Consider the following 15,418-nt stretch of genomic DNA (forward strand, 5'->3'; position numbering starts at 1 on the left):
TCCATTTAATTTTCACTTATAAAACTTTTTATCCCTAACCGCATATGCTTCTTTGAGAACACCAATAAGAATAGAATCATCTATACTCTCCAAGGAGTTATACCGAAGAGATTTAATCGCCTTACGGCCTTCTGTAACCAAGTGTTCTTGATGCGCTTTTAAGTGTGCCCCTTTCCAAAATCCAAGATCTATATAATCCTTACTTTGGTTCAAATAACAAAAGGGTGTTCCATTGATATAATAGAAGGGAATTCTATATTTGAACTTTAAATCAACTTGTGGCACGGTTCGTTCGATCACTGATTGCAAATGCAGCAAAATACTTTTTAAAGGCTCGGGCTTATCTAGTATGTAAATTTCTGCAGGGTTCACGGGCTAAAATAAATTTTAATAACAACAAATATAACCATCACCCGTTGTACTTTGTATACTAAATTTCAATTTTTGCAATGATTATCAGCGCTTTAAAAAACAACTTATTTCATAAAAGGTTACTATTGCTCACTGCATTAGGCACAGTTCTTTTAGCATTACGGGTATATGTAACCCAATCTATAGATTTTACTTTTTTACTATGGAATTTGTTTTTAGCGCTTATTCCGCTTTTTCTATCCAAACAGTTCTTGTTTAATGTGCAAGTGGGAAAATCACGGTCATTACGCATTGTCATTCTTTTGTTATGGGTTCTATTTCTTCCCAACAGTCCATATATTATAACAGATTTTGTACATCTAGATGGCAATCGTCCTACTTTTTGGTTAGACCTTTTACTATTTTTTGTTTTTTCGCTAAACGGACTCATCTTAGGTGTACTTTCTATGATGGATGTCTTTAGCTATCTTAGAAAACGAAACCATCCCGTCTTGGCCAATGGCATATTACTGTTCGTAAGTTTGTTAAGTGGTTATGGCGTTTTTCTAGGCAGATTCTTACGCTTTAATTCTTGGGACATTATCACCAAACCTCTAGTACTAGCTGAAAGCCTCTTGAATTCATTATTTTTAGTAGACGCCTGGATGTGGATTTTTGGTTTTGGCAGTTTTATCTGGGTATCGTTCTGGGCCTTAAAACCTTTCTTACGTGGTCACGGCACCATGTCTTTAAATGACAGAAAGGCTTAAATTCTTATACACTTTAGAGCTTAATCCTTTATAGATTAATTTAAGCAATATGTATTAATTTCTATACCTCAAAACAGAATTGAAATTAACTGAGATATAGTTATGTCTAATAATTTGCAAAAGCCATTTCCATCTTACGATCAAAAATTGGTTTAATCTTTTTCAGGTATTGCAATGGTGTATCATCTGAAAGAGTTACTCTTTTAGATGTAAGATCAACATCAAAATGAAAGCACGAAAAATCAGAACAGCATTCCATATCAAAATTAGCAATCAAGAACTTAATGATTTTTGGACGGAACTCATATTCAAGTTCAATACACAGGCGATGTAGTCTTTCATCTATTTCACGCCCGGCAATCCAATTAAATGTCATAGTTCTCATTTTAAAAAGCTTGACAATATAATAAATATTAACATTTACTTAATAGAAAAGGAACCTTTTTTTAACCTTATCTCAAAGCTGCACATAATCAGTTAAATACCTATATCTATGAGTTAGTTTTCCATTCAAAGTCATTCGTGCTCTCTCAAGAACACCATCTTTATCTCCGTTAAAAAATGCAGGAATAACATTTTTAACAAAAGCTTGCCCAAAACCCTCACTAGCATCTTGCGGTATTTCGCAAGGTAAATTATCTACGGCCATTACAGCTATGGCATTTTCATTTTTAAAATCGGTTTCTGATTCTGATTTAGCATCGTATCCATAAATAGGGTCCGCAATTGTTGAGGAACGTATAGTTGTAGCCACCGGACCGTCTATATCACAACTTACATCAGCTACAACCTTTATTTTAAAATCATCTTGTTTGGCATCCTCACGTGTAAATAAATAGGGAGCTCCCTGACCATAAAAATGTCCAGCTATAAATAAGTCAGAAACTTGTGTGAAGCGATAAAAGTTACTCCTATATTCTTCTGAGTTAGCAAAAAAGTCAGCCTTATTACCCCTTACCCCATCTTTTCTTTTGTTGTAATCAGAAGCATCAATTTGGCAGTATACCGGCTCATCAAAAGAATCTTCCAAATATTGGGTAACGTTAACTTTTCTAATATTCATTGCATCTAACATCTCTCTTGCTCCATTGCCTACTCTTCCTCTACCCGTCAGAATTATTTTGATGTTAGGTAACTTTACCTTATTCAACTCTATAATCAACTCTTGCTGATTGGCCAAATCTTCGGCCTTTGGTAAATGGTATAGTTCATATTTCAGTCCGTACGCCCGTAATCCGTTATAGGCCCCCACAATACCGGCATACCGGCCAAAAGCAACCAAACGCTGTTCTTTTTGATTGGTAATCACTTCGTGGTCATACAATTCAATGTTTTTTTCCAATACTGCGCGCAGCAGATCCCGATTATAGGGTTGTTCTTTTATAGTATGGGAAAAGAAAAAGTATTTTTTATTCGGAATCAAACTTTTAATCGGTACTTCCTTAACACCTAAAAGCACATCACATTCTTCCATTTTAGAAGCCACTTGTATTCCTTTATCTGAATATTCAGCATCGGAAAAAACCCGAATAGGCGATGGTTCTACAATAATTTCCGCTTTTGGCTGATGAATTAAGACTTTTTGACAGGCCTCTGGTGACAATACAACCCTACGGTCTGGTGGGTTTTTGCTTTCCCTAATGATTCCGAACTTCATGATAATGGACTTTTACAACTTATGAGTAGACTATGGTTTCAAATGTAACTTAATGATTGCAGCCTATCAAAACTTTTTTTGGAATACTTTTTGGGGTATCTTTGCCGACCGCAGTAGTTTTTACTATTGTGGATTTTTTTACGGGGCCGACTGGTTTTGACAGCGAGACCAATGGTATTGTAAGCATGTTGAGCGCTGGGGTACAGCTCATTAATATCATACTTCACACTTTTAATTGGCGAAAACAATTACGCTCTTGCCGCTTAATCTGAATTATAGTAAGATTTAGCCTCGTCCTTACAAGGTAGGGAAGCGAGATGTTCCTGAATAGCCTCTGTCGACGGCGATTCAATCCGGAGCACCATAAATGTCGATATAAGGGTAGTATTCGCTTTGGTACTGCCACCAAAACTTGAAGAAGCTAAGTGTATATTAGGCAGTTTCCGGTCAGGTATGCATCGAAAAATAATCGGGAACTAAACATGTAGAAAGCTCTATTATTGCTTGTTTGGACGAGGGTTCGACTCCCTCCGGCTCCACAATTAAACCCTGTAAACCCTTTGTTTACGGGGTTTTTTATTTTGCGTTGACAGAATCGTTGACAATGCCATTCAATTTCAATAAGTTGTTTCTATTTTCGAAATTAGTATTTTTAGGGTAATTACTACTAAATAATGCTAAGATTATGAATTACCTCATTGTACAAATCGCGTTACTTTTCACTTTATCTCTTTGTCATGCATATATATTTTCTAAACGAATAAGCTTTAGATTAGTTCCACTTTTTGCTTTTTACAATAACAACACTCAGTATACTCAAAATGCTCCTGTCCTCCATAAGCCGACTGATAACTTGCGCATTTTATTAACAGTAGTTTTTTTTCTATGCCCGTTAATTCTTTACAAATGCTTAATTAATAGTTCGATTGAAAATGTAGTCTTTGCTTATTGCTCAACCACAGTAATAGTTATAATATCTACAATTGGCTTAATTATCAGTATTCGTAAACTCAGCACTAAGAGCTTTTTCCACAAATCAGAATGTATTCCAAATAAAACTAACGAGATAAAAATACAGAACGGGAAACCACATAAAAATTACCTGACATTACCTGAAGAAAATTTAAAACAAAATTTAAACAAAACAGATATTTCGAATAAGCGATTATCTAATAAGGCAAGAAAACCCAACCTTGAACTTTTTGAGAGCTTACTAATGAAATTGCCAAATTTTGAAAACTATATTCCAGAACACAGACAGTTCAAATATTCTTCTCTTAAAACATCAAAAAACACTATTCCATCCGAAAAACAAACGTGGTTTATTTTTATCGTATGTTTCTTTGAGGAAATAATTAAAACATCAAAATATTCTGCCAGGTTGAATGGATATTATTATGAATCGATTAATCGTCAATTCTTTCTAGATTCAGAACCAATTGTGCGCCAAAACTGGAATGATTTTAAAAAAGAATATATTTTGGACTACGGTATTGATGATTTAAAATCAACTGACTTTTACATTGAATTAAAGCAGTTTATGAAAAAAAACATTTAATTGTAAGCCATGTCAGGCATGTAAATATTACTTATTTGCAGTTTTGGGATATCGAATTCTAAAACATGTAAATATGAGCACCTACACAGACCCTTTCTTAAGTATTCATAACAAACTCGCTAAACTTACCGAGCTAGTATTGGAGATTAAAAATGCTCCTAAAGAAGATTATTCTACAAAGTACTACACCAGACAAGAAGCAGCGGATATATGTCGAAGCTCTGTTCAATCCATTGACAACTATATAAAGTATGGATGGATTGAAGCTGAAGATTTCGGACCTGCAAAAAAGTTGATTCATCACTTCCAGATTTTCAACGAGGACAATTCCATCAAACAATTCAAATATAAAAGAAGAGCATAGAACAGTTGTTTTATGCTCAATGAAATAACTACCAAAGCATAAAAACTGATTCTTAGCCATTAAAATATTTCATTTTAAGAGCATGGAGTTACGAAATAAACAGCTGAATCAAGCAAACTTTTTTACTAGAAGTCTTTTCAAGTTAGATAAAGAAATACATAAAGACATTGTTTATCTAATTCAAAGTAAAATAGATTTTTTTGGTAAACCCAAAAGTGTTATTAAAATTTCACTCAACGATTATATTGATGCAAAAAACACTTCAAAAAACAACACATATTCATTTTCAGAATTTTACAAATTTACTAATGAAGTTAAAAATGTGGGAGGAGCTTTTTACAATAAAATTGATAGGTCTTTTATCGCATTTAATATCGTCGACAATGTTCAAGTAGATCCTGACAGTCCTGATACGTTAAAGATAGAATTAGCTCGTTTTGGAAAAATCTTCTTCTACAAAGAAAGACTTATTCAGTACATCAATGAAATAACACCTTCTGGAAAAATTCAAAAACAAAAAGGGTTTACTCAAATTGAAAACTCTGTATTCAAAATTCGGGGAGCCAGACGAAAAAAATTTTACGAAATACTATCGCAATTTAAGAATACTGGATATTGCATAATAGCCGTAATAGAGCTTAAAATGATTTTAGGATATATAGAAATCATAGACAAAGAATTGAAAACAACTCTAACCCCTGAAGACCAGCTCAAACTTATTTTTATCCCTGAAAAAAACTATGAGTTTAAAGACAAACAACCCAAGTTTAGCTATTTCGAAAGAGACTTTTTAAAGCCAGCAATTCAATGGATAAACTCAGAAAAATGTAAGGATATTAAAGAATTAAGAATAAATAGAAAATTTAAAAAAGGTAGAAGAATATCTCATATTGAATTTCAATTTAAACCTTTAAAGCATGAGCTCAACAAAGAAGAGCTAAGCTGCTTAGAGTTTTTCAAAGGACTTGGACTAGATGAAACTCAAGTCATTTATTTAATTAATAGAATTGGTTCAGGGGAGATGAAAAAAAGATGGATGGAAAACATCCAGAGAAGTACATTCGGCCAAAATCAAACCGCGAAATATTACGATAAAGTTAAACAGAGCGAAATAAAAAACATATCAGGTTTTTTATATAAGAATCTATTTAAGGAGCTAAATAAAATATCATGATAACAACTTTGGCGAAAACTGAAATACTTACTCATCACTCACTTCTTAAGGATACAGCCTCACCTATTAAGGATGTACCCTCACCTATTAAGGATATGCACTCACTTATTAAGGATGTACCCTCACCTATTAAGGACGCAGCCTCACTTTTGATAAAAATCAGCAAAATTTTACCTCACTCATTAAGGATGTACCCTCACCTATTAAGGATACACCCTCCCCCTTCATTAAGGATGCACCCTCACTTTTCATTAAGGATACACCCTCATACATTTATCTGTGAGCCCTTTGAAATAAAGGCTTCAGAGCATACTAAAATACTACTGTAAAAAAATGAAAATGGAAAAAAAACAGAAGTTAAAACAGCAATAAATATTTGCTGGTCAAAAATAAAAGAAATGAATTGCCAAAAAGCTAAAAAAATAGACATGGTTTCATATTTAAAAAAACTTGGCTTTGAACCTCAAAAGACAAGGGGATATGACAAATGGTACATATCGCCATTTCGAGGAGAAAAAATTGCTTCGTTTAAAATTAATACTAATAAAAACTGCTGGTACGATTATGGTACAGGATCCCGTGGCACAATTATTGATTTTTTGCAAAAATTTTACAGGTGTTCTATTTCCGAAGTTTTGCAAAAACTTTCAAGCGACACCTTCTCTTTTCACCAGCAACCAAGTTTTAAACACATATACGATACCAAAATACATATTACTTCTGTATTTGATATTCAGCATTTAGGACTTATAGATTATTTAAATCAAAGGAGAATACCTTTAAAAATTGCGAGAAAAATATGTAAAGAAGTACACTATTCAAATCATTCAAAAGAATATTTTTCAATTGGTATTGAGAACATTTCCGGAGGATATGATCTGAGAAATAAATACTTCAAATCAGGTTCTTCACCTAAGGATATCTCCATAATTCAAAATGGACATAATTCTCTGGTGGTCACTGAGGGTATGTTTGATATGCTCTCTTTAATGTCGCTAGATAGTTCAATATTACAAAAGGCGGACTTATTAATCCTAAATTCTTGTTCTTTCGCCAGCAAATTAAATGCCTATACAGACAAGTACAACATCATAAATCTCTATTTAGACCAAGATGAAACAGGCCGTACAATCACTGAAAAATTCGTAACCAAAGAACTCAATTATCATGACTGTTCAAGTTTTTACCAAGGCTATAATGACTTGAACGAATGGTGGGTTGAGCAAAAATAAAAAAATGATTTTGAGTAAGAGTTCAAGATGTGTGTGCTGGGCCCACAATCTTGATTTTTCTCCCGATGGTCGCAAAATAAAAAAAGAACCAATGAAGAAAAAAGAAAGAGTTGTCACCAAGTTCAGAAGTACGATTTACGAGAAAAAGCTTTTGAAAATAAAAGCTAAAAAATCGGGACTCTCCCTCAGTGAATTTTGTTTTAGGGCAGCATTTAATAAAGAAATTACTGCACGCCTTACAGATGAAGAAATAGAGGTATATAAAATGCTTTCAACCTATAGTCGCAATTTCACTCTGATAGGCAATATGTACCGTAAACAGAATCCAAAACTAACTACAGAAGTTTATGCCTTGGCCAAAGAAATAAAAGAACACTTAAACAATTTCAAAAAATGATTGGTAAAGGAAAATCTATCTCACATACTAGTGCCTCCATGGCTTATGGATGGAACCAAGAAAAAAGCGCTATTGTAGTTTTGAAAGAATATTTAGCCGGCAATACCCCTGAAGAGCTAACTAGGGAATTTCAAATCATTCAGGACATGAATGAAAATTGCAAAAAGAATACTCTCAGCTTTGTTTTAAGTCCAACCATAGAAGATGGCAAAAAGTTGAAAAAAAAGGAACTCGGTGACATAGCAACAAAGTTTCTAGCTCGGATGAATTTGAACAACCGTCAAGCTATAGCTTTCGTTCACAAAGACAAAGCACACACCCATATTCATTTGTACGTAAATAGAATTGATTTTAAAGGTAAAGCCTACCTTGACGGATTTATAGGAAAACGAAGTATCGAAGCAGCTAGACAGGTTGCATTAGAAATGAACTTAAAAACCGCTCAAGAAATTCAAGTGAAAAAGCTTAATTCTCTTAAACAAATAAGGAGAGAAATACACAATTTAAACGAACAGGTATTAAGGAAAAACTCGCCTAAAACCCTTAACGATTATATTAAGAAGATGAAACTGAAAGGTATTGATGTAATCCCCAGTATAAACAAAGCTAATAAACTTCAAGGATTCAGATTTAAATATAAAAACATCAGCTTAAAGGGCAGTGAAATACATCGGTCTATGTCCGGTGGAAAAATCACAAATACTATAGCAGAAAATGGTCATATACTACAGAATGGAAGCAAGACGATTATAATTTCAAACAAAGTGGTTGAAATAGGTGCAAAGTTCGCTACAAATATTAAACAGCAATCCAATCAACAATCAGCTAATAAAGGACTAAATATATAACCATGGCAAAAATTGACGACATAGCGGAATTACTAGTAGAGGAATTAAGCGATTTCAAGCTGCAACTGGAAAAAATGAAGCAACTCTCTAATGAACTCAAAATGACTCAGCTATCACCAGATATGACCGAAATGAGTTCGATTTTGAATTCGTTTGTAAAATGCCAAGACATTGTTCTTAGAGAACAACATACTAAAGTATCGCAATTAACTAAAAATCTGTCCAAGTCAAATCATTATCCAAGATGGTTACTAGTACTAATAAGTTCCGTATTACTATTCACCTTTTGTTTGTTAAGCTATTCAATTTACGAGATAAAAACAAGTTCTGACGCTAACCTTAATAACTATGTTAAAGGTCAAAAAGAAGCAATGCATCACTTTAATAAGTTTTTTGAAGAGAATCCAGAGGCCAAGGATAAATACTTAAAATGGAACACGAACAGAAACTAGGTATGGCAAAAATTATACTAATTACCCATCAAAAAGGTGGCGTAGGTAAAAGCACCTTGACTTTTAATTTGGCACAAAATCTAAGTGAACATTCCAAAGTAGCTATTTTAGACATGGATATTCAAGGAAGTTTGGCTCAAATTTCTAATATGGTAGAGTCTTTTGAAATAACTACGAACCAAAATATATTAACGGAAAACCAGGAATTGGATTTTGTTTTTGTTGATACCCCTCCGTACCTATCAAAACAACTAAAATCATTGCTACAAGCAGCAGATTTAATTTTGATTCCAACTAAAGCCGGCATCCTAGACCTTTTAGCTATTGATAGCACTATCAGCCTAATAGCAGAGCAAGGAAAAGAAACTAATAGTATGATTGTCTTGAACATGACCAAGCCAAATACCACTCTTACCGACGATATTCTTAAAAGCCTATCAACATATAATATAAAAATAGCTCAAACTAAAATAAGCGACTTGGTAGCGTTCACAAGATCTACCTTGTTACATGGAGTTTTAGACAACAATAAGGCACAAAAACAAATGGATAGCTTAACAAAAGAAGTTTTGACTTCACTTTTATAAATCTATAATTATATAAATATAGAACTGTATAATCATATATAACGATATTATGGCAAAATCAGAGTTTGACAGTTTGATAGCCCAAGCAAGGGCTTCCCAACCTAAGAAAACGATTCAAAAAATTGTTCCTGAAAAAATACAATCGAATAACGAAAAGCAATTTTCCTTTTATATTGACAAAAACATTTTAAAGCAATTAAAATCTAGAGCCATCGAAGAGGATAGAAGCCTTAAAGCCATCATCAACGAGAGCATTCTTAATTACCTAAAGAAACCAAGGTAGAATTTGGATTCCTTTATTTAAATTTGAACTATTAATAATAAACATTTTTATAAGGAACATATAAAATCATAAAATACAAAAGCGTTTAGCTTTTGATTTGGTTAGGAAAATCGCCAGTTTTTTTAATTCGCCACAATCAAGACTAAGACGCCCACGTTCTGCGTGGGCTGTTCTTGTTTGGCGAATGGGTGTCTGGCGATACCTCCTATACCTACATTTTCAGTTCCACGCTTTTTTTATGGAAAAAAATCACCAGATAGAATTAGTGCTTAATGATAATTTAAGCCTACAAGAACTTGAAATAACGAATCGATACTGGTTTATAGAAGATGGAGTATTTAAAGAAACACCGTCTAATATAGGGAGGGAATTCGGTTTGAGGTCTTTTGAAATTTCAACTATAGCAAGAAACGGTTCCTATTTAAATATTACTCAATATTGTTCTGGTTGCAAATTAAAACAGGAATTAAAAGCTAATTCCATAACCCTAGCAAAGACTTATTTAAAACCTTCATGGACATGTACTACGTGTTTAAAACAAATTGAACAAGTTGAATTCGACAGACTAAAAGAAGAAAAGATGCTTGCCCAAAAAAGAAGGTCTAATAAGTTCGTTCAAGCGACAGAAGAGAAAGCTTGGTATAAATTCACTAGAACCGAATTAAAGTTGCTAATCCAAATGCTACAAGCCCCATCTACCAAACATTTAATTGAAAAATTAATAGAATTAAAGGAGAAAAAATATTGGAGTATTTTGCATAGAGCCAATGAATATGGCCTTGTTGACCTAGTAAAAAATAGTAAAAATTACATAATTCAACATTACCCATTGTATAACCTTGAAGAACATGTAAAACCCTATTTGGAAGTATCACAAAAAACTCCGAGTTCAACTAAAGAGGAACATTCAAGGATAAGTTTTAGAATGCTAAAAAACAAGAATCGTAACTCAGCAGATGACCCTTTAAATAAAGGAGTTATTGTATTAGAAAATGATGTAGTATTTAAAGCGGGAGAACCTCTTTCATACGCTCTTTACGCTAGAGAAAATGGAGATGTTCACCTGTCGATAACCCCTTCAGACAAGATTGTGAAATATAAGAATTTGACACGCACATAAGTTCCGAAACATATAGAAGATATCATTAGTAAGTGAATGTCTTAAATTTTATAGATATCAAGCTAAGGCAATTAATCAAATCACATAATATATATTTTAAACAAAACGCTAGAACCTTATCTTTCTTAACCGCACATCTAGTGCGATATTAAAATACTCAGGTCTACAACATGATTTAAAATAATAGAATATTACTGTTATTTTGTATTAATAATACTTTTACATAAACCTTGAATGATATAAAATAATATTATAGCAAAGTAATATTAATAAATATGTGATTGTTGATTTATAGTTATATTTAAACATGTGTTATTCGACCACATTAAGGAAAAAGGAAATTGAGAGGATGACTAGAAAAAGTTTTCAAGTTCCTTTTGAATACAAACCATATTATCGCGCCAACGGCTTCACACATCCAAATTTATATATTATCAAAATGGATGAGCCAGAAAACATCTATTCTGCTTTGTGGGGCTTGATTCCTGAATTTGCGATGGCGGATATACCAGGGGTTCAAAAAAAGTACAACACGCTCAATGCTAAATCTGAAGCCATTTTAACATCAAACACATATTAGCATTCCACAACGGACAAGAGATGTTTAATACTTGTTGATGGTTTCCATGAGCCACATGATATAAATGGGCTTCATATTCTTACTTCTGCCACTACATGGATGATTCTTTATTTTACTTTGCCGGACTATATACCGAAATCGACAATGAGTTTTTAAGCTGTACCATCCTGACCATGCCGGAGAATGAACCATGCAAGAATATCTACAAATAAAAGACAACCTTTAGTTCTAGGTACTAAAATTGAAACGACTGGTTACGGGTTGACCTTAATCCCAACGGTCTAAAGGAATTGACCGAAGTAGGTTTTAAAATGAACTCATTTGGTAAAGAATACACTTAACAAACCCATAAAGTTTTATTAATATCCAACTCTAAGCCAAATATTTTCAATGGAGTAATTTTGAATTTTTATGTAACCTACTAAAATTTAATTAATTCTATATCAATGCTCCGCTTTTGATATTCGATTGGTGAGCTTCTTATTTATTGGTATGCAATTTTATAGCCAAATGAAATTTGATTAAACATATATGGAATCAAAAGCATTTTCTGAACTATTGGGAAAAGGTGATATGATTGCCTTCGAAACTTTGTTCCGGTTGTACTATGATAAACTAATACATATCTCCCAGGGTTATTTAGGATCTATAGAAGATGCAGAAGAAATTGTCCAAAGTGTATTCCTCAAAGTTTGGGAAAAAAAAGAAAACTTAAATAAAATTGAAAATATTAACAATTATCTTTTTAGCATGACCAAAAATGCTTGCTTGGATAATTTAAAACATATAAAGGTCAAAAACAGATTTTCTAAGAATTATTATGAGCAAAAGAACAGTCTTCAATATCTTTTTGTAAAAGATGAAGCTGTGACATCCCTGTTACAAGAAGATTTAGAAAAACGAATTAATCTGGCCATCGAGGCATTACCTGAAAAATGCCGAAAAGTATTTATACAAAGTAGAGTGGAAGGTTTAAAACATTCTGAAATTGCGCAAGTTCTAAATATTTCCAAAAGAACTGTGGATAACCATATCTCCAATGCCCTGTGCCATATGAAAATCCATCTGAAGGAATTTTTAACCTTCTTGCTATAATTAATTCTTTTTTTTAGGTATACCTCCTTATTTAATCGTCTATTACATAGTCATTGCAATTACGCATGTATGTCTTAGTATCCAAACGATAAAAAGATATCCACAAATGGATTTTTTAACCAGCCTATGCAATATATGGTTAAGAACAATCTTAGGGTAGTTAACTAAAAATTATCTGGAACAGATTAATTTAAAAAGCTTGCAAAATTTTAAAAGCAGGTCAATACCACAGTGTGTATACAAATGATGAAGAAATATATACATAACCAATAATGAACCAAAGACTGCAATTTTAAGGAATACGCAGAAAACCCTAATTATGAATCTAAAACAAATGAAAAATCTAAAAACAATAATAAGTTGTCTTTTAACTTCGATTGGATTGGCAGTTTACCCACAATCCGAAGACCTACCTTTTAAAGAATTAAAGCTTTTAGCTGGCAACACCCACTCCCATAGTATTATGACTTATTCGCATGGGGAGCATTTACAAAAAAAGGAAGGGTTCGTAAAAGGCGATAAAATTTTATATATAGATTCTCTTTATGTCAGTAGACCCTTAAATACTTTCCTAAAAGACAATTGGCAATTATTCCAAGGACTTCCAGATAAACATTACAGTGAAGCCAAAAAAGCCGGGTTGGATTTTTATTGTGTTACAGATCACTCACAAGAAGAGGCATTTAGTCCGTCCTATATAAACAATACGGCTTGGACGATAGCTCAAAAACATGCCGAAACTGCATCCGGCAATGCATTTACAGCATTTAGCGGAGTAGAACATTCAGAGAATAATAGCGATAATGGAAGGGGGCATTTCAATGTGATAGGTTCCTCTTCCTACATCAATGCACTTAAACCCGGCATTGATATTCCTTATTTTTATAGTTGGCTCAAAAAAAATTCAGAAAATGAAAAAACTGGTAATCCTATAGTGGTAACCTTTAACCATCCCGAAAAGAATCAGTTTAACAATTGGGCCTATCGTGACAAAGATATTACCGATATTATTACCCTTCTAGAAATAATCAACGGTCATAAATCACACTATTCCGGATTTTTAGGCGCTTTGGAAAAGGGTTGGAAAGTGTCTCCAGTTGCGGGCTTCGACAATCACAACTATAATTCCATCAAGGATTTCGAAACCAGAACCTTCGTATTAGCCAAAAGTAATATACAAAAAGATATTTTGGAAGCCATGCGAAAAAGAAGAACCTATGCGTCCTTTGACCGAAATTTAGAATGTAGATATTCCGTTAATGACTCTCTTATGGGCTCTGTAATTCCTCAGTCTCATAGTTATGAATTTAAAATTTACATAAACGATCCGGATACCACTAAACCATCCAATAAAATTATTAAAATAGATATTGTAGGTGACGGTAACAAAATCCTAAAATCCTTGCAGCCAAAGAACCCTCAACACCGTCTGATATGGAATGTCACCCTTAATCAGACAGATGTAAAAAACTATCTTTTTATAAGGGTCTGGAATGATATGGAGAGAACAGAGGGAAGTATCGAACCGGTTGCCTGGCTCGCTCCCGTTTGGATTGAAGGTTCGAGCACCAATTAGCTCTTGCTTATAGTTTTTAGTGGCGTTACGATATAATAGACCACCCTTAAAAAAAACTATTTGTTAGACATGGATAAATACATGGAGACCACTGATAATCCGGCAGTTTGTCAGCTTCTTGATTTTTTTTTATTTCAATTTAGGTATATACCTCCTCTCAATCGTCTATATAATACAATCATAAGTATGGATATTAATAAAATATCAAAGTATCTAAATAATACCGCTTCCACTAAAGAGGTCATGGATGTAGAGCGTTGGATTGACAATTCATCGGAGAACTTGGAAAAATTCCTGAAATTTAAAGCACAGCATATTATTTCTTCCCATGATGAGACGGCCAAAATAGCTGACTTTTCAAAAGGTTTTAAGCAGTTTAAAATTAATATAGGAGTAAACTTCCCAAGTAAACGAAAGGAAATATGGAATACATCTTTAAAATATGCAGCCATGCTGGTTCTTGGTTTGGGATTTGCCTATGCATACTATCAAGGAATATTTTATAAAGAGGAAAACATCGACCTCCAAAAAAATGCAATTACCTTAAAACTGGAAAATGGAAAAGTTAAGGTCATAAATGAAGATGGAACCACCTCTATTACCGACTCCAAAGGTAATAGCATAGGAACACAACGAGGTACAAGCCTGATATACGAAGATGTTGCGGTTTCGGAAAAATTGAATTACAACACCCTTACAGTTCCTTATGGAAAACGATTTGACATCCTCCTTTCGGACAGTACCCACGTATTTTTAAATGCTGGGTCGTCCCTCAAATACCCAGTAAATTTCATCAATGAAAAGAACCGGGTTGTGCATCTGACCGGGGAAGCCTTTTTTGTCGTTGCGAAAGATGCAGAACATCCCTTCATAGTAAATGTCGATAAATTAAACATAAGGGTATTGGGTACTAAATTCAATGTTTCTGCATATCCGGAAGACAATACTTGTAATACAATGTTGGCCGAAGGATCAGTAGGGGTTTACAAAGGGAATTCCTATAATTTGGCAAAAACTACATTTTTGACACCTGGACATATGGCCACACTTAACAAGACCAACGATAGTATTTCTGTGCAACCAGCAGAAACAAGCTTACATACTGCTTGGATGACCGGCAATATTATTTTTAGGCATAGCCCTTTTAAAAATATCATAACCAAACTTGAAAGGCAGTACAATGTGAAAATTATAAATCAAAATAAACTACTGGAAGAAGAATTGTTTACTGCAAACTTTAAAAATCCCAGCTTGAATCAAATTCTTGAAACATTTAAGGAAAACTATGACATAGACTATAAGATAGACCAAGACAAAATAATTATCAAACCATAACAAAAATTGAAATGAAATAGAGCATTCAGACATATATAA

18 protein-coding genes and 1 other RNA gene are annotated in these 15,418 nt (G+C 33.4%); 16 read left to right on the top strand and 3 right to left on the bottom strand.

The genetic code is table 11. The annotated features are described in order from the left end of the window. Positions 1–12: 12 nt before the first annotated feature. The gene (locus KO521_RS11545; RefSeq protein WP_215940075.1) at positions 13–372 is read right to left on the bottom strand and encodes a DUF1801 domain-containing protein; all 360 of its coding nucleotides are present in this window, start codon (positions 370–372) and stop codon (positions 13–15) included. 125 nt (positions 373–497) lie between these two features. Between KO521_RS11545 and KO521_RS11550 the strand changes: the two genes are divergently transcribed. After that, positions 498–1,121, top strand: a complete 624-nt coding sequence (locus tag KO521_RS11550; protein ID WP_215940076.1) for a DUF1361 domain-containing protein — start codon at positions 498–500, stop codon at positions 1,119–1,121. A 106-nt stretch (positions 1,122–1,227) separates the two neighbouring features. Here KO521_RS11550 and KO521_RS11555 read toward each other — a convergent pair whose 3' ends face one another. Beyond that, positions 1,228–1,497: a hypothetical protein gene (locus tag KO521_RS11555; protein WP_215940077.1), complete on the bottom strand. Its 270-nt coding sequence runs from the start codon at positions 1,495–1,497 to the stop codon at positions 1,228–1,230. A gap of 81 nt (positions 1,498–1,578) precedes the next feature. After that, on the bottom strand, positions 1,579–2,778 hold the full coding sequence (locus KO521_RS11560) for an NAD(P)-dependent oxidoreductase (RefSeq protein ID WP_215940078.1): 1,200 nt from the start codon (positions 2,776–2,778) through the stop codon (positions 1,579–1,581). Positions 2,779–2,920: 142 nt separating this feature from the next. Between KO521_RS11560 and ssrA the strand changes: the two genes are divergently transcribed. The 15 genes from ssrA (at position 2,921) to KO521_RS11635 (ending at position 15,379) form a co-directional block, all read left to right on the top strand. After that, positions 2,921–3,320: a transfer-messenger RNA gene (ssrA, locus tag KO521_RS11565) on the top strand. Positions 3,321–3,463: 143 nt separating this feature from the next. After that, on the top strand, positions 3,464–4,336 hold the full coding sequence (locus KO521_RS11570; RefSeq protein ID WP_215940079.1) for a hypothetical protein: 873 nt from the start codon (positions 3,464–3,466) through the stop codon (positions 4,334–4,336). 73 nt (positions 4,337–4,409) lie between these two features. Further along, complete coding sequence (locus KO521_RS11575; protein WP_013994057.1) at positions 4,410–4,700, top strand: hypothetical protein; 291 nt, start codon at positions 4,410–4,412, stop codon at positions 4,698–4,700. An 82-nt stretch (positions 4,701–4,782) separates the two neighbouring features. Then, on the top strand, positions 4,783–5,874 hold the full coding sequence (locus KO521_RS11580; protein WP_215940080.1) for a replication initiation protein: 1,092 nt from the start codon (positions 4,783–4,785) through the stop codon (positions 5,872–5,874). Between the two features lie 398 nt (positions 5,875–6,272). After that, on the top strand, positions 6,273–7,106 hold the full coding sequence (locus KO521_RS11585) for a toprim domain-containing protein (protein ID WP_215940081.1): 834 nt from the start codon (positions 6,273–6,275) through the stop codon (positions 7,104–7,106). 91 nt (positions 7,107–7,197) lie between these two features. Continuing rightward, positions 7,198–7,503 carry a mobilization protein MbpA gene (gene mbpA, locus KO521_RS11590; protein ID WP_215940082.1) on the top strand — a complete coding sequence of 102 codons (306 nt, stop codon included), beginning with the start codon at positions 7,198–7,200 and terminating at the stop codon, positions 7,501–7,503. Then, complete coding sequence (locus KO521_RS11595; RefSeq protein ID WP_215940083.1) at positions 7,500–8,351, top strand: relaxase/mobilization nuclease domain-containing protein; 852 nt, start codon at positions 7,500–7,502, stop codon at positions 8,349–8,351. The genes mbpA and KO521_RS11595 overlap by 4 nt, the downstream gene beginning before the upstream one ends. Positions 8,352–8,353: 2 nt before the next feature. Beyond that, positions 8,354–8,803, top strand: coding sequence for a DUF6730 family protein (locus tag KO521_RS11600; RefSeq protein ID WP_215940084.1), 450 nt, complete (start codon positions 8,354–8,356; stop codon positions 8,801–8,803). Beyond that, entirely contained in the window at positions 8,782–9,390 is a 609-nt protein-coding gene (locus KO521_RS11605; protein ID WP_252730054.1) for a ParA family protein, read from the top strand. The genes KO521_RS11600 and KO521_RS11605 overlap by 22 nt, the downstream gene beginning before the upstream one ends. Positions 9,391–9,439: 49 nt before the next feature. Further along, positions 9,440–9,673: a hypothetical protein gene (locus tag KO521_RS11610; RefSeq protein ID WP_215940085.1), complete on the top strand. Its 234-nt coding sequence runs from the start codon at positions 9,440–9,442 to the stop codon at positions 9,671–9,673. 238 nt (positions 9,674–9,911) lie between these two features. After that, positions 9,912–10,793 (top strand): hypothetical protein, encoded by an 882-nt coding sequence (locus KO521_RS11615; RefSeq protein WP_215940086.1) that lies wholly within the window; start codon positions 9,912–9,914, stop codon positions 10,791–10,793. Positions 10,794–11,142: 349 nt separating this feature from the next. Further along, positions 11,143–11,373: a hypothetical protein gene (locus tag KO521_RS11620; RefSeq protein ID WP_215940087.1), complete on the top strand. Its 231-nt coding sequence runs from the start codon at positions 11,143–11,145 to the stop codon at positions 11,371–11,373. A gap of 531 nt (positions 11,374–11,904) precedes the next feature. Then, the gene (locus KO521_RS11625; protein ID WP_215940088.1) at positions 11,905–12,468 is read left to right on the top strand and encodes an RNA polymerase sigma-70 factor; all 564 of its coding nucleotides are present in this window, start codon (positions 11,905–11,907) and stop codon (positions 12,466–12,468) included. Positions 12,469–12,787: 319 nt separating this feature from the next. After that, on the top strand, positions 12,788–14,044 hold the full coding sequence (locus tag KO521_RS11630) for a hypothetical protein (RefSeq protein ID WP_215940089.1): 1,257 nt from the start codon (positions 12,788–12,790) through the stop codon (positions 14,042–14,044). A gap of 186 nt (positions 14,045–14,230) precedes the next feature. Continuing rightward, positions 14,231–15,379: a FecR family protein gene (locus KO521_RS11635; protein WP_215940090.1), complete on the top strand. Its 1,149-nt coding sequence runs from the start codon at positions 14,231–14,233 to the stop codon at positions 15,377–15,379. Positions 15,380–15,418: the final 39 nt, after the last annotated feature.

The organism is Zobellia uliginosa (assembly GCF_018860745.1).
Taxonomy (GTDB): Bacteria; Bacteroidota; Bacteroidia; order Flavobacteriales; family Flavobacteriaceae; genus Zobellia; species Zobellia uliginosa_B.